Source organism: Stutzerimonas stutzeri (assembly GCF_024448935.1).
GTDB classification, from domain to species: domain Bacteria; phylum Pseudomonadota; class Gammaproteobacteria; order Pseudomonadales; family Pseudomonadaceae; genus Stutzerimonas; species Stutzerimonas stutzeri_AO.
Window position 1 is genome coordinate 1 of record NZ_JAMOIE010000089.1, and the last position, 19,253, is coordinate 19,253.

The following is a 19,253-nucleotide window of genomic DNA, read 5'->3' on the forward strand; positions in this document are numbered from 1 at the left end:
CTAACGTCACATCACCGTTCGTGTAGTTTGATAGCACGACCTCTACCACGCCCTGCAACAAGGACCACAGGATGAAGGGGTAGACAATGGTATCGACCTTGTTCACGACCAGTCCGGTTTTCCCTCGCTTAACCAGTGAGTCGTAAAAGAACAAACCCGACAGGAAGAAGAATAGCGGCATGTGGAAGCTATAGATGACACTATCGACGAGAAGATATTCGTCTTGATCCATCGGCAAGCCGGCGTTGAAGACCCCACGCGCGACATGTCCGTAGACTACCAGAATGATCCCAATGGCTTTGGCGTAATCGACCCAGGCATTTCTCTCCTGCATCCTACTTCTCCTCGGTTATGGGCACTACCAAACACCTCGCAGCCAGCGTTGGCGAAGACGGGAAAGGTAGACAGTAAAAAACAGTAAAAAATCCGATCAGTTTGTCGGCAGCAGCGGGGCGACGATGGCCGACGTAATGCCCCAAGCCTTGGCGGCCGATAGCCGATGCAACCCTTAAAAAAAAAGGTGGACCGAAGTCCACCCTTTCTATTCCTGACGAGACTCAACCTCATCGCATGCCGCTACATCTGCATCTCAATCCTCGCGATAACGACGCAGCTTGAGTTGCTTGCCGCCGACGCGGGTGTCCTTTAGCTTGCCGAGCAGTCGCTCCAGACCATCCTCCGGCAGCTCGACCAGGCTGAAGCTATCGCGCACCTGGATGCGGCCGATGTCTTCGCGGGCCAGACCGCCTTCGTTGAGGATGGCACCGAGCAAGTTGCGCGCGGCGATGCCGTCGCGAGCCCCCAGTGCGGTGCGACAGCGGGCGCGGCCTTCGGCCAACGGGATCGGTGCACGACGCTCACGGTCGCCGCTACGCTCAGGACGATCGGAGCGCTCACGCGGGCTACTGGTCGGAACCAGCGGCTGCTCTTTTTCCACTTCCGCCAAGGTCAACGCCTGGCCGTTAGTGGCCTTGCGCAGCAGCGCAGCGGCCAGCGCGCGCGGGCTGCAGCCGATATCGACGAGCAGCTTGTCGAGCAGTTCGCCGTGGCTGGCCTCGGCATCAGCGACCAGCGGCATCAGGCTGTTGGTGAGCTTCTTGATGCGCGCGTCCAGCACTTGCTGCGCATCGGGCAGACGGGCTTCGGCGACTTTCTGATTGGTGACACGCTCGATGACCTGCAGCATGCGACGCTCACGTGGGGTAACCAGCAGCAATGCGCGACCTTCACGACCGGCACGGCCAGTACGGCCGATACGGTGTACGTAGGACTCTGGATCGTAGGGCATGTCCACATTGAACACATGAGTAATACGCGATACATCCAGGCCGCGAGCAGCAACGTCTGTGGCAACCACGATGTCCAGACGACCATCCTTGAGGGACTCGATCACGCGCTCGCGCTGGTTCTGGGCGATGTCACCGTTTAGTGCTGCAGCCTTGTAACCCTTGGCTTCCAGCGCGGCAGCCAGGTCGAGGGTGGCTTGCTTGGTCCGCACGAAGGCGATCAGCGCGTCGAAGTCTTCGACTTCCAGGAGGCGCAGGACAGCCGCGGTCTTCTGGTCGGCGTGGACCATCAGGTGTGCCTGCTCGATCCGAGCGACGGTCTGGGTCTTGGTCGCAACCTTGATGTGTTGCGGCTCACGCAGGTGCTTTTCGGCGATGGCGCGAATGGAATGTGGCAGGGTCGCCGAGAACAGCACGGTCTGGCGGCTTTCCGGCATGGCTTCGAAGATGACTTCGAGGTCGTCCATGAAGCCAAGCTTGAGCATTTCGTCAGCTTCGTCGAGCACGAGGTACTGAATGGTGCCGAGCAATGCGCTGTTGCGGCTCAGATGGTCGACCAGACGGCCAGGCGTGGCGACGATCACCTGCGCGCCCTGGCGAATGGCCTTGAGCTGTGGCCCCATCGGGGCGCCACCGTAGACGGCGACCACGGTCAGGCCGGGCATCTGCTTGGAATAGGTTTCGAAAGCGGTAGCGACCTGCAGGGCCAGTTCGCGAGTTGGCGCGAGGATCAGCGCCTGCACTTCCTTGCGCGCGGGGTCGATCCTGGACAGGATGGGCAGCGCGAAGGCTGCGGTCTTGCCGGTACCGGTCTGGGCCTGACCGATCATGTCGTGGCCGCCGAGGATTACCGGGATAGCCTGGCTCTGGATGGCCGAAGGCTCTTCGTAGCCGACTGCGATGACTGCAGCGAGTACGGAGGGATGAATACCGAGTGCGGCAAAGCCGCCGATTTCTTGGGTCATGGGTCTTTTCCTGATGCTCCGCAAAGACCCATGTTCCGAAGCTGCGCATGCCATGCAAAACCCGAAGGTCACCCTGGCAGCCTGGTCGGCGGGGTTTGCGAAAACGTTATAAATGATGAACCGTCAAGGACAGCCGCGAGAAGCGGACAGCAGCCGAAGCAGCGCTTCGTGTGTTGCAGTACCTAACGCAGGCTGAGTTTCAGCCGGCGCATACTATACCGGAATAATGGGAGTCTGTGACGTATTTTGCTAAGCGAATCGGGTGGCGCTTTTTCAGGCGTTACGCTTCGGGGCAGGCCTTCGGCCTGCTATCGCCTATCGCCGCGGGGGCGCGCCTGCCACGGGTTGGGGTGGCTTGCTGCTTTCGTGGCAGGCCCGACCTCGGGGCGAGCTTTTGGGATTGGGCAGGTGTTCAGACGGCTTCGCCGATGATGGTGCTGACGCGGAAACGCCCCACCAGTTGCTGCAGTTTGCCGGCGGTATGCCGGACGCGCTCGGCGCTGTCCTGCAGCACACACAGCGTCTGCCCCATTTCGCTGGATGCCTGGTCGACGCCCCGGATGGTCTGGCCGTAATGCAGGCTGCGTTCGTTGAGGTGCTCGATGATGTCAAACATGCGCTCGACGGTCCGATGCAGGTGGACGTTCTCCGAGGAGGCCTCTTCGGTCAGGCGCAAGCTGCTGTCGACGTTCTGCACGCCGCCTTCCATGAAGGACACCGCCTGGCGAGTCTCGGCCTGCAGGCTTTCCACCTTGTGCCGGATGTCCTCGGCCGCCTTGGCGGTGCGCTGGGCCAGCGAGCGCACCTCGCCGGCGACCACGGCGAAACCGCGACCATGGTCGCCGGCGCGGGCGGCCTCGATTGCGGCGTTCAGCGCCAGCAGGTTGGTCTGGGTGGTGATGTCGCTGATCAGGCCGACGATCTCGTCGATCTCGCCCATGCGGCTGTCGAGCAGTTGCACGCTCTGGGCCGAGCGCTGAACCACGTCGCGGATGGATTCGGTACCTTCGCGCACGGTGTCGAAGCGCTCGCGGGCGCGGCCCATTACCTCGTCCATGGCCGCTTTCATTTCTTCGGCGGTCATGGAGGCCTGCTGGATTTCGCCCAGTTGCTCCTCCACCAGCAGCAACAGCTGGTGGATCGATTCGGCGACGTCGCTGGTGGTCTGCCCCGCCTCGCTGCTGCGCGCGAGCATCACTTCGTTGTCCTGGCGGACGTGCTTCGATACCTGGATGACCTGCCCGACCACGCCGTCCAGGCTGTCGATGAAGCTATTGATCCAGCGCCCCATGTCGCCGCTTTCATCGCGCTGCATGGTGCTGGCGTCGACGCGCTGGCGCAGGTTGCCCTCGCCTTCGGCCAGGGTGCGGATTACCTCGGTCATTTCCTGCATGCGCGCCGCCAGCCGTCGCGGGCCGAACGAGGCGAAAGCCCAGGCACCGGGCACCAGCAGCAGACCGTTAAGCACGTAGAGCATCGTCTGCGACAAGCCACTGAAGGCCTGCAGCAAGCCGCCGATGGCGAACAGCGTGGTCACTGTGCACAGATAGGTCTTCATCAGGCCGACACTCAGCGAGCGGCGACGATAGACCTCTTCCAGGTCGGCCTCGCACATCATGCCCCAGCGGTCCGGCGAACCCTGCAGCTGGAAGGTGACGCCCTTGCCGATCACCGGGATATGCCGGTAATCGGAATAGCCGGGGTAGGTGACGAACAGATTCGAGCCCTTGGCGATGGTTTCGCGCACGCCCGGGTGCAACTGCCCGGTGGCCGGATCGGTGAAGCGCAGCTCCAGCTCGGTGTGCTGCTGCACGCTGACCATGCCCCACTGGGTATGTATGCCGCTCTTGAGGTTCTCGCCGTGGCTGAAGGTGGAATCCTCGAAGCGCGAGCGCGACAGGGCCGTGCCCGGCTGGATGTGGCTGTCGAAGCGCGATTCGACCATGAACAGGTAGTTGTCGCCCGACTCGGGGTAGACATGCCCGGCCTCACGCTGGATCAGGTCGCCGAGCACATCGTTGGGCGCCCGCGCGCAGATGCAGCCGAGGCTTTTGCCGCCCACGTGCACGGGCTGGTAGAACATCAGCGTCACCGCATCATGGAAGCGCGAGGAGGTCGCGCCCAGGCGCTGGGTCAACGGATCGCGATAAGGGCCATGCAGGAATGGCTTGAGCAGCCCCTGCGCCACGGCCTTGCCGTCGAGATCCTGTTGCCCGACATGGGCGGCACAGGTGGAGGCCAGCACCCTGCCCTGCGGATCGATGACGAACAGTTCGGACAGGTCCGCCAGTTGTATACGCTTCTTCTCCAGGGTTTCGGCGTCGACATGGGCGAAGGCTTCGCCCAGATTGCCGGCCAGGTCGGCCAGATGTTCCCAGTGGGCAGCGGCCCAACCCTGCAGAATCCGCACGCGGGACTGGGCGACCCCCTCGAAGACCTGCTCGACCACTGGATAAACGCCGCGATTCAACCAGCACGACCAGCGCATCGCCAGCTTGCCGGTGCGGCCAAAGACCGGGAGCCAAGCGCGTTCGCGGACCGAAAGGTGCATCTGTTTGCTTTGAAGATGGGGCACGGGCCGGGTTCCTTGCTGCAGACGAACATACTGGCCTAGTGCAATTAACAGACCAGTGTGGACGGGTACCGACAAATCCCGCGGCTCGCCTACCGAGCCCCTGGCCCCTATTTGGCGCAAGCCACGGCAGGGCCAGCAGCGTCGGACATTATCGGTCATCGAACCATTGCGTCTGCAGGGCGCCCCCACGACGCTGCAGGAGCAGGCGCCTGCCTTCAGCTAATGAACCTCGTACCGTTCGCCTCCAGACAAGAGCGCACCACAAATGTGCACGAACAACTACGTGGGCACTCGGAACGCACCAGGGAAGAACCTGATCAACTGGCGGGGCGTAGCGCGCCAATCAGCGAACCGAGTGAATATCCCAAGGATGCCGCCAGCGCATCGGCACGCTGACGCAGCCCTGCCTCATCCAGCTCCTGGTCGAGATCTGCCGGCACCAGCACCACCACGTTGCCCTCCTTCACCGGGCACTCCCAGTAATGGCGGTGATAGAGCCCGCGCAGGAGCGCAGCGCCCAGCGGTTTGTCGTCGGAGGTGCCCCACTGGTTGATGACCAGCCAGCCGCCCGGGTTGAGCTTTTCCTGGCAGCGCTTGAGGAAACTCCAGCCCAGGTGGGCGGCATCCGGCCCGGCATCGTTGTATAGATCGACGAAGATCAGGTCGGAACGCTCGGCGGTCTCCAGCAGCTCGGTCGCGTCGCCGATGCGGATATACAGCCGCGAGTCGTTCTGCAGCCCGAGGTAGCGCATCGCCAGTTCAGGCACGGCGGGGCGCAACTCGATGACTTCGACATCCTCCAGCGGCAGGAACCGCAGACACGCCTGAGTCAGATTACCTCCCCCCAAGCCTAGAAACAGCGCCGTTTCCGGAGCCGGATGACAAAGGCCGCCCAGCAGCATTGCGCGAGTGTAGTCGTACTCGAGCCAGGCCGGATCGGCGGTGAACACGCAGCTTTGCTCAACCGCGGCGCCGAACTCGAGGAAGCGGTATTCGCCCACCTCGAGTACACGAATGAGTCCGAACGCGTCGCGCACCTCGGCGAGCAAACGCTCCTCTTTTTCCATCTGTCTGCTCCGTAAAAGTTCGCTCAGCCTGGCGGCAATGGCCGAATCTTACGCAGGCCGATAGTCCATCGCTATCTCCGGCCTCAAAGCGCTTCGGGTACCATCGGCACACTATTTATGGAAACTGGAACGATCATGAGTCACGCCTGGAGTCCCACAAGTTGGAGAACCAAACCCATCCAGCAGCAACCCGAGTACCCGGACGCCGCGCATCTGCAGCGCGTCGAGGGCACATTGGCGAGCCTTCCACCGCTGGTGTTCGCTGGCGAGGCACGGGAGCTGCGCCGGCAATTCGTCGAGGTCACTCAGGGCCGCGCGTTCCTGTTGCAAGGCGGTGATTGCGCAGAAAGCTTCGCCGAATTCTCCGCACCGAAGATCCGCGACACCTTCAAGGTGCTGCTGCAGATGGCAATCGTGATGACCTTCGCCGCCGGCTGCCCGGTAGTGAAGGTCGGCCGCATGGCCGGGCAGTTCGCCAAACCGCGCTCCTCCGGCGACGAAACTGTCGACGGCGTCAGCCTGCCCGCGTACCGCGGCGACATTGTCAACGGCATCGGCTTCGATGAAAAAAGCCGCGTGCCGGACCCGGAGCGGCTGCTGCAGGCTTATCACCAGTCCACATCCAGCCTGAACCTATTGCGCGCTTTCGCCCAGGGCGGGTTCGCCGATCTGCATCAGGTCCATCAATGGAATCTGGATTTCATCGCCAACTCGCAGATGGCTGAGAAATATCACCAGCTCGGCGCACGGATCGACCAGGCACTACGGTTCATGCGCGCATGCGGCATGGACAACGCGCCACAGTTGCGCGAGACCAGCTTCTTCACCGCCCACGAGGCGCTGCTGCTGAACTACGAACAGGCATTCGTGCGCCAGGACAGCCTCAGCGGTGGCTGGTACGACTGCTCTGCCCATATGCTCTGGATTGGCGACCGCACGCGGCAGCTGGACGGGGCACACGTTGAATTCCTGCGCGGCGTGGGCAACCCGATCGGCGTGAAAGTTGGACCGAGCATGGCCAGCGACGAGCTGATCCGCCTGATCGACATCCTCAATCCTGAGAACGATCCCGGTCGTTTGAATCTCATCGTGCGCATGGGCGCCGACAAGGTCGAGGAAGGCTTGCCGCGCCTGATCCAGGCCGTGCAACAGGAAGGTCGTCAGGTCCTGTGGAGCTCCGACCCGATGCACGGCAATACCATGAAAGCTTCCAGCGGTTACAAGACCCGCGATTTCGCCAAGGTGCTGGCCGAGGTGCGGCAGTTCTTCGACGTGCACCGCGCCGAAGGCAGCTACCCCGGCGGCATTCATATTGAAATGACTGGGCAGAACGTCACCGAGTGCATCGGCGGTTCACGCCCAATTACCGAGGACGGGCTCTCCGACCGCTACCACACCCACTGCGATCCCCGACTCAACGCCGATCAGTCGCTGGAAATGGCGTTCATGATCGCTGAAACGCTGAAGCAGGTCCGGCCGAGCTGATACCACCTGAGATGGGTTGCACCCTGGCTCGGTTGGCGAGCTGGGGCAGAGCTCACTTCAAACGACAGCGTGAATCGCTGGTGTCAGAAGTACGGAGCTGAAGCGGAGCGCTATCCGACCGTTACCAAGTTACAAGGTGGGCTGAAGCGGAGCGCCGCCCGGCCCACCCTACAAGCGTTCGCTTGGGACTTATTGGCTTGAGGCTTGCGGCCTCCGTTACAAACTCATCACCTCGAGGAAGCGCGGCGTGGCGTCGTTGTCGATGCGCAGGCTGGTGAAGTCGAACAGGCTGCGGTCGGCCAGCTGCGAGGGCACCACGTTCTGCAAGGCGCGAAACATGATCTCGGTACGACCGGGCGACTTGCGCTCCCATTCCTGCAGCATCTCCTTGACCACCTGGCGCTGCAGATTTTCCTGCGACCCGCAGAGGTTGCAGGGGATGATCGGAAACCCCTTCATCTGCGAATAGGCTTCGATGTCTGCCTCGCTGCAATACGCCAACGGCCGGATCACCACATTGCGGCCGTCGTCAGACAGCAGCTTGGGCGGCATGGATTTGAGCGTGCCGCCGTAAAACATGTTGAGGAAGAACGTCTCGAGGATGTCGTCGCGATGGTGACCGAGCGCCATCTTGGTAGCACCGATCTCATCGGCGAAGGTGTAGAGCGTGCCGCGACGCAGACGCGAACACAGCGAGCAGGTGGTCTTGCCTTCCGGAATTTTTTCTTTGACGACCGAATAGGTGTCCTTCTCGACGATATGGTAGGCGACGCCAATGGACTTCAGGTACTCGGGCAGCACCTGCTCGGGAAAGCCCGGCTGCTTTTGGTCCATGTTGACGGCGACGATCTCGAATTTGACCGGCGCCACTTTCTGCAGATACAGCAAGACGTCGAGCATGGTGTAGCTGTCTTTGCCGCCAGACAGGCAAACCATCACCTTGTCGCCTTCCTCGATCATGTTGAAATCAGTGACTGCCTCGCCGGCGAGGCGACGCAGACGCTTCTGCAGTTTGTTCTGGTTGACCGAGAGGTTGCCCATTTCAGAGTCCGGTGAGATGCGAAAGGCGCGCATTTTACGCGCAAAATGCACCGGCGCCCCACCCCATCCATCCAGCCGTTGGTAACGCTGGCCTTGTGCTAGGCTTTGCGGCATGAACGATGATCTCGAACCCGAAATGGACCTGGCCGAGCAAATATTCGTGCTGCTGCGCGAACAACCGGAAGGTTGCAGCGAATACCAGCTGATCCAACAGCTCAAGGCCCGACATAGCACGCATATCCCCAACCTGCCGCTACTCGACAAGCTGGTGCTGTTCCGTACCCATTTCCTGGTATTTAACGCGCTGTACCAGCTGCGCGACCAGCTCTGGGGCGAGAGCCGCTACAACCTCCAGATTTCGCCGTTAAACGTCCAGCTTCAAGCCTATGTGCCTGGTGCCAGCGGAGTCGCCGAAACCGATCCGTTGCGCGACTACTACCTGGACATGACCAATCTGCACGACACCGACGAACAGGCAGTGGAACGCCTGTTGGCGAGCTTCTGGTCGCGTATGCGCGGCGATCACCTGGGCGAACGCAGCGAAAATTGGGATCCGGAGCAGAAACGCGCAGCCTTGGAGCTGTTCGAGCTGGATCAGGAGGCCTCTTCGCTCAGCCTGCATACCATCAAACGGCGCTATCGCCAGTTGGTCAGCATTCACCACCCCGACCGTGGCGGCAGTACAACACGCCTTCAGTCAATCAATCTGGCGATGGAAATACTGCAACGCTATTACCGATAGGCTCATAGCTTCCAATTGCTCTAATCGAGCCCCGTGCGCCGTACCGTCCGCTCCCTATACTGCGACTTAAGGTCGCACGCCCGTCCTACTGACGGCACGCCAGGCGAAGCGACCCTCCAAAACTGAGGAGACGCTGGCATGATCAATCACGTTTGGGGACTGTTTGCACACCCGGGCCAGGAATGGCAGGAAATCACTGGAGAGGAGCGTGAGGTCGGGCATTTGCACCTGGGAGAGGTGGTGGTACTCGCAGCGATACCGGCGATATCGGCGTTCATCGGAACCACCCAGATCGGTTGGAGCATTGGCGGTGGCGAGGCGGTAAAGCTCACCGAAAGCAGTGCATTGCAACTCACCTTGCTGTCCTACCTCGCCATGCTGTGTGGTGTAGCCGTGATGGGCGCTTTCATCCACTGGATGTCACGCACCTATGACGCAAACCCGACGCTGGTGCAATGCATCGTGTTCGCCGCGTACACCGCCACGCCCCTGTTCGTCGGCGGCCTGGCCGCGCTCTATCCGCACATCTGGCTGGGCATGATCGTGGGCACGGCGGCAATCTGCTACACGACCTACCTGCTCTACATTGGCCTTCCAACATTCATGAACATCCCTTCCGACGAGGGCTTCCTGTTCTCGAGTTCCGTGCTGGCTGTCGGGCTGGTCGTGCTGGTGGCGATCCTCGCGCTTTCAGTGATCATGTGGGGCATGGGGGTTGGCCCGATCTACATACGCTAGCCTTGCCATGATACGGGCCGACGCGGTGGCCTCCGCGTCGGCCCGTCTTTGCCTGCGACAGGGTTGCGTTGAATCCCTGTCGCGCTTGCGCGTCTATACCAGCAAGACCTGCGCTCAAGCATCGGCATTAGGAGGCCCCATGACCCCAGAATTCATCAGCTTGTTCACCCGGCCCGACCGAGCCTGGGAAACGATCCGCCAGAAGGAAGACGCCCACAGCCTGCATTACCTGATGCATCTGCTGCTGCTGGCGCTGATTCCTGCCGTGTGCCTGTTCATTGGGGTCACCTTCGTAGGATGGAGCCTGGTGGACGCCGAACGTGTACGACTCGATTTTGCCAGCGCTTTTCAGCTGTGCCTGTTGCTGTACATCACCATCATTGTCGGCACAGTGATCATGGGGTTTTTCGTGAGGTGGATGACGCGAGCGTTTGAAGTACGCCCGAATCTGAACCAGTGCATTGGTTTCATCGCTTACGTCATCACCCCGTTCCTGCTCGCCGGCGTGACCGGGCTGTACCCGAATCGCTGGTTCGCTGCGATCGTTCTGCTCATAGCAGGCATCTATTCCACCTACCTGTTATTCACTGGCCTACCAGGCTTCATGCGCCAGCGCAGCTCGCAAAGCTTTCTCTACGCCAGTTCGATCTGGGGTGTGGCGCTGCTGGTGATGGTGACGGTGCTGATATCCATGATTCTGTTCTGGTCTCAGTTCCTCCAACCCAATTATGAGCGCACCGTGCAAACGGACCAAAGCTACGGCACCCAGGAAGAACGTCCTCAGGAGGAGCCTGGCGGTCTCTGAGGGATTGTCAGCCTGGCGGATTGCGGCATAATTCAGGGCTTCTTCGGAGGCCCTTATGCCCGACCAGCTACACGCCCGAGTCGAGGCCTGCCATGAACAGGCCGAGGCTTTTTTCAACAAGCGCTTCGAACGACCGACAGTCAGCTTCAAATTGCGCGGGCAGAAAGCCGGCGTTGCGCATCTGAACACCAACCTGCTGCGCTTCAACCCGCAGCTGTATCAGGAAAACCGCGAGCACTTCCTCAAGCAGACCGTGGCTCACGAGGTGGCCCATTTGGTCGCTCACCAGATGTTCGGCGGCCGGATTCGCCCCCATGGTGAAGAGTGGCAACTGATCATGCGCGGCGTTTACCAGCTGACCCCTGATCGCTGCCACAGCTACGAGATCACCCGCCGGCAGACGAGTGCTTACATCTACCGGTGTGCCTGTCCCGAGCGAGATTTCCCCTTTACCGCCCAGCGCCACGCATTGGTCCGCAAAGGCCGTCGCTACTTCTGCCGCACCTGCCGCGCCACCCTGGCCTTCAGCGGTGAGCAGCGAATCGACTGACCGGCTGGCCGCCGCGCTATAGCCGTCTGGCGCGCCAGGCTGCGATCACGAACAGCGCAGCGAGCACCGCCATCAAAGGCAGCCATCCCGCATGCTCCCATACGTAGCCGGCGGCATAGCCGACCACACTCGACCCGAGATAATAGGCGCACAGGTAAAGCGCCGACGCCTGCGCCTTGGCGCCCTTGGCATGCACGCCGACCTGCCCGCTGGCCACGGCATGTGCAGCAAAGAAGCCCAGGGTGAACAGCGCCAGCCCCATCACGATTGCAATCAGCCAGGGCGTTGAACACAGCCCTACGCCTAACAGCATCAGCGCGATACCGCCTTGCAGTACGCTTCTCGCGCCCAGGCGTGACACCAGCCGCCCGGCCCAGCCCGCACTGAATATGCCGGCCAGGTAAACGGTGAACAGCAGGCCGATGACCGTCGAGGAAAGGCCGAACGGCGCCTCGGCCAGACGAAAGCCGATGTAGTTGAACAATGCGACGAAGCCACCCATCAGCAGAAATGCCTGAAGGAAAAGATTGCGCAGGATCGGGTTGCCCAGATGCTCAGCAAAGTTGCTCAGCAGTCCGCGCAGAGACAGCGGTTGTGGCTTGAAATGGCGGGATGCGGGAAGCAGCCAGACGAAGGCCCCCAACGCCACCAGACCTAGACCGGCAATTCCGCCCAGTGCCAGTTGCCAACCGCCAAGATCGCTCAGCAGGCCCGACAACAGTCTGCCCAAGAGCCCGCCGAGGGCCGTCCCGCCGATATACAACCCCATCGCCGCAGGCAACGACTCGGGGTCGAACTCCTCCCCGACGTAAGCCATCGCCAGAGCCGGCAAGCCACTGAGCGCAAGGCCCAACAGCGCCCGCAATACAAGCAACAGGGTCCAGGATTCGACCATTGCACAGGCAAGACCAAGCAACCCAGCCAGCATGAGCGCTAGCACCATGACCCGCTTGCGCCCCCAGCTTTCCGCCAAGCCCCCGGATATCAACAGACAAAGCGCCAGTGACAGCGTGGTCAATGACAGGGCCAGGCTGCTGGTGGCCGCCGACACGGAGAAATACGAGCCCAACAGGGGCAGCAATGGCTGTACGCAATACAGCATGGCAAAGGTTGCGAACCCTGCGCAGAACAGGGCCAGCGTTGCTCGGCGGTAGGCAGGCGTACCGCGTTTCAGGTGGGAATCGAGCGAGTCAAAAGCCATGGCACTACCTATATGTACGCCCGCCATAGTGCGGGTTCAAAAAGCCGCGGAGCCTAGCACAGCCCCAGTACAGCAGGCCGCAGGCAAGGTCCATTCCGGGCGCCTACCCAGCAGGGACTTTTACTACCGGGCTCGCCCAACCGAACGCAGCTAGCGCGAGCCTATTCGTTGAGCCAGATCAATGAAAGCAGCATTAACCCTCATAGCCCGGGACAAACAGACAGCTGACTTTGATTACGCTTGGAACGCTTACTAGACTCTACGCCGTACGGATTTAAAGGTGAACGCAGTGCCGCACCATACCGATCCCGCATCCGCAGGCAAGCCGGAGGAAACACGGCTATTTGTCTTTCTGCTGGTCTTCCTGTTCCCCCTTCTAAGCGTCCTGACCGTATCCGGCTATGGCTTCATCGTCTGGATCAGCCAGCTGTTCTTTGGCCCACCCGGCCCGCCGAGCTGATTGCCTGAGACCGGAACACCCCCTCCATTCATTGCTTGCTCTTTGCAGGGCAGGCGGAGCTTCATAAGAAAAAATGACCAATGCCTTGCATATCGCGAGCCTGCTCGTGCACTGCCGCCCCGAGCTGCTCGATGCGGTGAAACAGAACCTGCTGCTGTTGCCCGGCACGGAGCTTCATCAGGAAAGCGCCGCCGGAAAAGTGGTGGTGGTCCTCGAGGCGGAGCATGAAAGCCGCATTCTCGACACCATCAGCCACATCCAACAACTGCCTGGCGTCCTCAACGCTGCCCTGATTTACCACGAACTCCTCAGCCCCGAAGGAGAGCCGGAATGAGCCTCACACGACGTCAATTCGCCAAAGCCAACGCCGCGGCCATCGCCGCCAGCGTGGCTGGCATGCCTATCGCTACCAGCGCCAGCAACCTCGTTACTGATCCGCAGGCGACGGCGCTCAAGTGGCACAAGGCGCCGTGCCGGTTCTGTGGCACCGGCTGCGGCGTGATGGTCGCCACCAGCGGCGACCGCGTAGTCGCCACGCATGGCGATGTCAAGGCCGAGGTCAATCGCGGTATCAACTGCGTCAAAGGCTATTTTCTGTCGAAGATCATGTACGGCTCCGACCGTCTGACTGAGCCGCTGTTGCGGATGAAGGATGGCAAGTACGACAAACAGGGCGAGTTTCAACCTGTGAGTTGGGAGCAGGCCTTCGACATCATGGAAGAGAAATACAAGACCGCGATGAAAGACCACGGCCCCACCGCCGTCGGCATGTTCGGTTCCGGCCAGTGGACCGTGTGGGAAGGCTACGCGGCCAGCAAGCTGATGAAGGCAGGTTTTCGCTCCAACAACCTCGACCCGAACGCGCGGCACTGCATGGCGTCTGCCGCTGTCGGCTTCATGCGCACCTTCGGCATGGACGAGCCCATGGGCTGCTACGACGATATCGAAGCCGCGGACGCATTCGTGCTCTGGGGCTCGAACATGGCCGAGATGCATCCGGTGCTCTGGACCCGCGTGACCGACCGCCGCCTTAGCGCGCCGCATGTGAAAGTCGCTGTGATGTCGACCTTCGAGCACCGCAGCTTCGATCTTGCGGACATACCGATGGTGTTTACACCGCAGACCGACCTGGTGATTCTCAACTACATCGCCAACCACATCATCCGGAGTGGCGCGGTCAACCAGGACTTCATCAAGAATCACACCAAGTTTGCCAAGGGCAACACCAACATCGGCTATGGCCTGCGCGCGACCGACCCGCGCGAGATGAAGGCCGAGAATGCCGCTGCGGCAGGCGGCTGGACCGACATCAGCTTTGAAGACTATGCCGAGTTCCTCAAGCCATACACCCTGGAGCGTGCGGCTCGGGAATCGGGTGTTCCGGAAGAGCGCCTGCAGATGCTGGCGCAACTCTATGCCGATCCGAACACAAAAGTGATGTCGTTCTGGACCATGGGTTTCAACCAGCACACCCGCGGGGTCTGGGCGAACAACATGATCTACAACATTCATCTGCTTACCGGGAAAATCAGCGAGCCCGGCAACAGCCCCTTCTCGCTTACCGGGCAACCATCGGCCTGCGGCACGGCACGCGAGGTCGGCACTTTTTCGCACCGCTTGCCTGCGGACATGGTCGTCACCAACCCCAAGCATCGGGCCGTCACCGAGAAGATCTGGAAACTGCCCGAAGGCACCATCCCGGAAAAGCCCGGCTTCCATGCCGTGCAACAAAGCCGCGAGCTCAAGGACGGTGGCCTGAGAGTCTACTGGACCCAGGCGACCAACAACATGCAGGCCGGCCCCAACATCATGCAGGAGGTGTTGCCCGGCTGGCGCAACCCGGAAACCTTCATCGTTGTTTCTGACGTGTATCCCACGGTCTCGGCCCAGGCTGCAGACCTCATCCTTCCCGCTGCGATGTGGGTGGAGAAGGAGGGTGCCTACGGCAATGCCGAGCGTCGCACCCATTTCTGGCACCAGTTGGTCAGCCCGCCAGGTGAAGCGCGCTCGGACCTCTGGCAACTGATGGAATTCTCCAAACGCTTTACCACCGATGAAGTCTGGCCTGCCGAGCTGCTGGCCAAATCACCGGAGCTGAAGGGCAAGACGCTGTTCGAGGTGCTTTTCAAGAACGGTCAGGTCGACACCTTCCCCGTTTCGGATATCGAAGAAGGCTACCGGAACCAAGAGTCGGAGGACTATGGCTTCTACGTCCAGAAGGGCCTGTTCGAGGAATACGCCCAGTTCGGTCGCGGTCATGGTCACGACCTCGCCGACTTCGACCGTTACCATCAGGAGCGCGGCCTGCGTTGGCCGGTCGTAGACGGCAAGGAAACCCTCTGGCGTTACCGTGAAGGCCATGACCCCTACGTCGAGAAAGGCTCAGAGGTACAGTTCTACGGTTATCCGGACAAGCGGGCGATCATCTTCGCACTGCCCTACGAGGCACCTGCAGAGATGCCGGATGACGAATATCCGTTCTGGCTCAGCACCGGCCGCGTGCTGGAGCATTGGCACACCGGCAGCATGACCCAGCGTGTCGACGAGCTCCACCAGGCGGTGCCGGATGCGCTGGTGTACATGCATCCGGACGATGCGCGGGAGCTCAAGGCCCGCCGCGGCAGCGTGGTCAAGGTCATCAGCCGTCGCGGTGAAATGCAGGCTCGCATCGAAACCCGTGGCCGCAACAAGCCACCGAAGGGGCTGATCTTCGTGCCCTTCTTCGACGCCAACAAACTGATCAACAAGGTCACCCTCGACGCTACCGACCCGATCTCCAAGCAAACCGATTTCAAGAAGTGCGCCGTGAAGATCGAAGTGGTCAGCATCGCCTGAGGAGAGTCACCATGAAATTCCATTTACTGCCTTTGGTGCTCCTCGCGGTGTTTGGCGTGGCCGTCGCAGCCGGGCCCGATTATCCACTGGATGCGCCCGCCCCGGATGGTCGCCGGCCGGGCGGCACCCTCACCCAGGAGTTCACGCCGCCTCCGCTCAGGGATGAGGAAAACAAGGATCTGAAGCGCGAGCGCAACTATCCGGAGCAGCCGCCGACCATTCCGCACACCATTCGCGGCTATCAGATCGACAAAAACGGCAACAAGTGCCTGTCCTGCCACAGCCGCGCCAACAGTGCTCGGACTCAAGCGCCCATGATCAGCATCACCCACTTCACCGACCGCGATAGCCAGACGCTCGGCGCTGTTGCCCCGCGTCGCTACTTTTGCACCCAGTGCCATGTGGTGCAGCACGATGTGAAACCCTTGGTGCAGAACAACTTCGAGAACATCGACGAGCTGCTCTACCACGAAACCAGACAGAACGAACGGTGAGGACGCCTGGATGAAGTCGATACTGTCGTTCCTCAAGCGTTACTGGACCGTCCTGCGCCGACCGAGCGTGCACTACAGCCTGGGCGTCCTGACACTCGGGGGGTTTCTTGCTGGCATCATCTTCTGGGGCGGTTTCAATACCGCACTGGAGGCGACCAATACCGAAGCCTTCTGCATCTCCTGTCACGAGATGGAAGACAACGTGTACATGGAGATCAAGGACACCATCCACTACACCAACCGCTCCGGCGTCCGCGCGACCTGCCCGGATTGCCACGTGCCACACGAATGGACCGACAAGATCGCGCGCAAGATGCAGGCTTCGAAAGAGGTCTGGGGCAAGATCTTCGGCACCATCAGCACGCGGGAAAAATTCCTCGGCATGCGCCGGGAAATGGCCGAGCGTGAATGGCGTCGTCTGAAGTCCAATGACTCGCTGGAGTGCCGCAACTGCCACAACTACGAGTTCATGGATTTCACCCGCCAAAGCAAACGCGCCGCCGAGTTCCACTCCAAAGCGCTAGGCCAAGGCGAAGCGACCTGCATCGACTGTCACAAGGGCATCGCCCACCGGTTGCCAGACATGCACGGCGTGCCGGGCTGGTAACTGTCCGGGCGGCGCTGATCCTGATGGGCAGCGCCGAATCATCATCGATGAACCTGGGCCCAGGGGCGGGCTCAGGTACTCAGACCGCCTTGATTCACATCCCCACCGAAACGCTTCCGTCTCCTGCTCGCGCTTTGCCCGCTGAACAACCCTGTTGCACCTGTGTCGAACTCCGGCTAATTATCGGAACGTCTCGATATCAACGACAACAAGGAGTCCACCATGCGTTATCAACTGTTCGGTGCAGCCCTGATGGCGGTCAGCGCCGTCGCTCGTGCTGAGATCCAGACTCAGGAAATCCCCTACACCGCCGCCGACGGCACCAAGATGGTTGGCTACTACGCCTACGACGACGCTATCGAAGGCCAGCGCCCTGGTGTCGTGGTGGTCCATGAATGGTGGGGCCTCAATGACTACGCCAAAAGCCGCGCCCGTGACCTGGCCGGACTGGGCTACAGCGCCCTGGCAATCGATATGTATGGCGGGGGCAAGAACACCGAGCATCCGAAGGACGCGATGAGCTTCATGAAAGCCGCCCTGGCCGACGCCGACGCGGCCAAAGCCCGCTTCAACGCCGGTGTGGATCTGCTCAAACAGCAACAGCAGACCGACGGCGCCAAACTCGCGGCCGTTGGCTACTGCTTCGGTGGCAAGGTCGTGTTGGACATGGCCCGCCAGGGTGTACCACTCGAAGGCGTTGTCAGCTTCCACGGCGCCTTGGTCACCGAAACCCGCGCAGCGCCGGGGAGTGTCAAAGCGCGCATACTGGTCGAACACGGCAGCGCCGACAGCATGGTCAGTGCCGAAGACGTCGCCGCACTGAGCGCCGAAATGGTCAAGGCCGGCGCCGACTATCAATTCGTCAACCTGCCAGGCGCCAAACACGGCTTCACCAATCCAGGGGCTGACAAGTTTCAGGAAAAAGGCGTCGATGTGGCCTACAACAAAGCCGCCGACGAGCGCTCATGGAATGACATGCAACGCTTCCTCGACGAAACGTTCGACAACCGACGGCCATAAGTCACAGCTTCGTTCGCCGGGATACGCCGTGTTCGAAACCCGGATTACGCCTTCGGCTAATCCAGGCTACGTGGTGCGATGCTTTGCAGGATCGAATCGCCGCAGGCGCTTCCATCGTGATGCGTACGCGAGGGCTTGGCGTGGCCGTGCTAGCATTGCGGCCACCGCAACCTTTCCAGTCGATCGCGAGTCATGGCCGAACACGATTTTCGCTACACCCTGCTCAACCCCGGGCACACCCTGACCGAATGCCGCGCCTTGGCACCGGGCCGTTACCAGGTCACCGGCAACGGTGGCAATGTTCGCTCAGGCGATGTCCTTATCGTCACGCTTAAAGGCAGCCGCGACCTCGCCCAGCGCCTGACCGTCGACAAGGTTCGCCACCTGATCAACCCGCCAGGCCAGTGGATGGCCGTGGCGAACGGGCCAGTGTTCAAGGAACTGGCGATCATCAACTGGCAGGTCGACTGCGACGGTTGCGGCAAGCAACTGGATTTCGAATTCGCCGTAGACGCCGCCAAGGGCGAAGCCGCACGTGCGCCAGCGGCCGAAGCGCGGATTGCCGAGATGGGCTGGACGAACGACACCGGCCGGCACCTATGCCCGGCCTGCCAGGGCGCCAAATGATGAAAAGGCTCGTATTGACCGGCCTCGCCGTGTTGTCCGTATCGGGATGTTCGGTTGAACCCTTAACCCTGCAGAACGAAGTCACCTATATCGCCGAGTGGATCGGTGACGAGCCCGTGGTGGGCCGTAACCCTGTCTCGCTGACCTTCAGCGAAGACCGCGCCTATGGCAACGCCGGTTGTAACCACTGGTTCGCCAGCTACCAGCTCGACGGCCAGAAGCTGCGCTTCAGCGAAATCGGCAGCACGCGCAAGATGTGCGCCGAACACATCATGAAGCAGGAACAGCACTTCCTCGAACTGCTCTCGCAAATCGAACGTTGGGACGTCTCCAGGATCGATCAGCTGCGATTCTGGCCCGCAGAAGGCGCCCCGCTACGGGTATGGCCTGAGCAGAACTAGGCTGCGCCAAAGCGGGGCACGCCGCCCTTGAAATGCACGTCGAGTAAGCGAAAAAGCACGGCAGCAACGGGCACCTAGAGCGCCCGATCACCAGGAACATCAGGCGCACCGCCTCAAGCACTTCCTTTTCGGGGCGACGCCCCGCTGGAACTCCCCGTAGCGTCTGTGATGCACGCGACCCGTGGAAAGGTTTAGCCACATTCGCTTTTCGAACGAATGGCTATGCAGCCCAATCTCGAAACTGGCACGATCAATGCAGAATCCAGGTAACCAGTTTTGGGGACCCTGGTACAGGCAGGCCAGGGATTCCCCTCTTTTATACCTAGTGTCAGACCGAAAACCCCCGAACCAACG

The 19,253-nt window shown here is 61.1% G+C and carries 19 protein-coding genes; 13 read left to right on the top strand and 6 right to left on the bottom strand.

Annotated elements, in window-relative coordinates:
* From NA637_RS20050 to NA637_RS20065, 4 genes are all read right to left on the bottom strand, one after another.
* Nucleotides 1-334 (bottom strand): acyltransferase family protein (locus tag NA637_RS20050; protein ID WP_256074314.1); only part of this gene is annotated, 334 nt, incomplete at its 3' end.
* Nucleotides 335-589: 255 nt separating this feature from the next.
* The gene (locus NA637_RS20055; protein ID WP_272889228.1) at nucleotides 590-2,251 is read right to left on the bottom strand and encodes a DEAD/DEAH box helicase; all 1,662 of its coding nucleotides are present in this window, start codon (nucleotides 2,249-2,251) and stop codon (nucleotides 590-592) included.
* A 412-nt stretch (nucleotides 2,252-2,663) separates the two neighbouring features.
* A complete protein-coding gene (locus NA637_RS20060; protein ID WP_256074315.1) occupies nucleotides 2,664-4,826 on the bottom strand; it encodes a methyl-accepting chemotaxis protein in 2,163 nt (720 codons plus the stop codon).
* Nucleotides 4,827-5,143: 317 nt separating this feature from the next.
* On the bottom strand, nucleotides 5,144-5,893 hold the full coding sequence (locus NA637_RS20065) for a spermidine synthase (RefSeq protein WP_256074316.1): 750 nt from the start codon (nucleotides 5,891-5,893) through the stop codon (nucleotides 5,144-5,146).
* A 135-nt stretch (nucleotides 5,894-6,028) separates the two neighbouring features.
* Here NA637_RS20065 and NA637_RS20070 point away from each other — a divergent pair, with 135 nt between their 5' ends.
* Complete coding sequence (locus tag NA637_RS20070) at nucleotides 6,029-7,378, top strand: class II 3-deoxy-7-phosphoheptulonate synthase (RefSeq protein WP_256074318.1); 1,350 nt, start codon at nucleotides 6,029-6,031, stop codon at nucleotides 7,376-7,378.
* 216 nt (nucleotides 7,379-7,594) lie between these two features.
* Here the strand turns inward: NA637_RS20070 and ttcA are convergent, their stop codons facing one another.
* Nucleotides 7,595-8,419, bottom strand: coding sequence for a tRNA 2-thiocytidine(32) synthetase TtcA (gene ttcA, locus NA637_RS20075; protein ID WP_256074332.1), 825 nt, complete (start codon nucleotides 8,417-8,419; stop codon nucleotides 7,595-7,597).
* 112 nt (nucleotides 8,420-8,531) lie between these two features.
* Here ttcA and NA637_RS20080 point away from each other — a divergent pair, with 112 nt between their 5' ends.
* The 4 genes from NA637_RS20080 (at nucleotide 8,532) to NA637_RS20095 (ending at nucleotide 11,254) form a co-directional block, all read left to right on the top strand.
* Nucleotides 8,532-9,161: a DNA-J related domain-containing protein gene (locus NA637_RS20080; RefSeq protein ID WP_256074319.1), complete on the top strand. Its 630-nt coding sequence runs from the start codon at nucleotides 8,532-8,534 to the stop codon at nucleotides 9,159-9,161.
* 138 nt (nucleotides 9,162-9,299) lie between these two features.
* A complete protein-coding gene (locus NA637_RS20085; RefSeq protein ID WP_256074320.1) occupies nucleotides 9,300-9,899 on the top strand; it encodes a Yip1 family protein in 600 nt (199 codons plus the stop codon).
* Nucleotides 9,900-10,038: 139 nt separating this feature from the next.
* The gene (locus NA637_RS20090; protein WP_256074321.1) at nucleotides 10,039-10,704 is read left to right on the top strand and encodes a Yip1 family protein; all 666 of its coding nucleotides are present in this window, start codon (nucleotides 10,039-10,041) and stop codon (nucleotides 10,702-10,704) included.
* A 55-nt stretch (nucleotides 10,705-10,759) separates the two neighbouring features.
* Nucleotides 10,760-11,254 carry a SprT family zinc-dependent metalloprotease gene (locus NA637_RS20095; protein ID WP_256074322.1) on the top strand — a complete coding sequence of 165 codons (495 nt, stop codon included), beginning with the start codon at nucleotides 10,760-10,762 and terminating at the stop codon, nucleotides 11,252-11,254.
* Between the two features lie 16 nt (nucleotides 11,255-11,270).
* On the opposite strand, the gene NA637_RS20100 is transcribed toward NA637_RS20095, so the two are convergent.
* Nucleotides 11,271-12,455, bottom strand: a complete 1,185-nt coding sequence (locus NA637_RS20100) for an MFS transporter (protein WP_256074323.1) — start codon at nucleotides 12,453-12,455, stop codon at nucleotides 11,271-11,273.
* 289 nt (nucleotides 12,456-12,744) lie between these two features.
* Between NA637_RS20100 and NA637_RS20105 the strand changes: the two genes are divergently transcribed.
* The 8 genes from NA637_RS20105 to NA637_RS20140 all read left to right on the top strand — a co-directional run bounded on the left by NA637_RS20105 (nucleotide 12,745) and on the right by NA637_RS20140 (nucleotide 18,899).
* Nucleotides 12,745-12,915, top strand: coding sequence for a periplasmic nitrate reductase, NapE protein (locus NA637_RS20105; RefSeq protein WP_082082125.1), 171 nt, complete (start codon nucleotides 12,745-12,747; stop codon nucleotides 12,913-12,915).
* Nucleotides 12,916-12,988: 73 nt separating this feature from the next.
* Nucleotides 12,989-13,249: a chaperone NapD gene (locus NA637_RS20110; protein ID WP_045428550.1), complete on the top strand. Its 261-nt coding sequence runs from the start codon at nucleotides 12,989-12,991 to the stop codon at nucleotides 13,247-13,249.
* Nucleotides 13,246-15,750 (top strand): nitrate reductase catalytic subunit NapA, encoded by a 2,505-nt coding sequence (gene napA / locus NA637_RS20115; RefSeq protein ID WP_256074325.1) that lies wholly within the window; start codon nucleotides 13,246-13,248, stop codon nucleotides 15,748-15,750. Before NA637_RS20110 ends, napA begins: the two co-directional genes overlap by 4 nt.
* Before the next feature lie 11 nt (nucleotides 15,751-15,761).
* The gene (locus NA637_RS20120) at nucleotides 15,762-16,244 is read left to right on the top strand and encodes a nitrate reductase cytochrome c-type subunit (protein WP_256074326.1); all 483 of its coding nucleotides are present in this window, start codon (nucleotides 15,762-15,764) and stop codon (nucleotides 16,242-16,244) included.
* A 10-nt stretch (nucleotides 16,245-16,254) separates the two neighbouring features.
* Complete coding sequence (locus NA637_RS20125; RefSeq protein WP_256074327.1) at nucleotides 16,255-16,851, top strand: cytochrome c3 family protein; 597 nt, start codon at nucleotides 16,255-16,257, stop codon at nucleotides 16,849-16,851.
* Nucleotides 16,852-17,073: 222 nt separating this feature from the next.
* Nucleotides 17,074-17,871, top strand: a complete 798-nt coding sequence (locus tag NA637_RS20130) for a dienelactone hydrolase family protein (RefSeq protein ID WP_256074328.1) — start codon at nucleotides 17,074-17,076, stop codon at nucleotides 17,869-17,871.
* A 192-nt stretch (nucleotides 17,872-18,063) separates the two neighbouring features.
* Nucleotides 18,064-18,498, top strand: coding sequence for a hypothetical protein (locus NA637_RS20135; protein WP_256074330.1), 435 nt, complete (start codon nucleotides 18,064-18,066; stop codon nucleotides 18,496-18,498).
* Complete coding sequence (locus tag NA637_RS20140; RefSeq protein WP_256074331.1) at nucleotides 18,498-18,899, top strand: META domain-containing protein; 402 nt, start codon at nucleotides 18,498-18,500, stop codon at nucleotides 18,897-18,899. Before NA637_RS20135 ends, NA637_RS20140 begins: the two co-directional genes overlap by 1 nt.
* The last annotated feature ends 354 nt before the right edge of the window (nucleotides 18,900-19,253 follow it).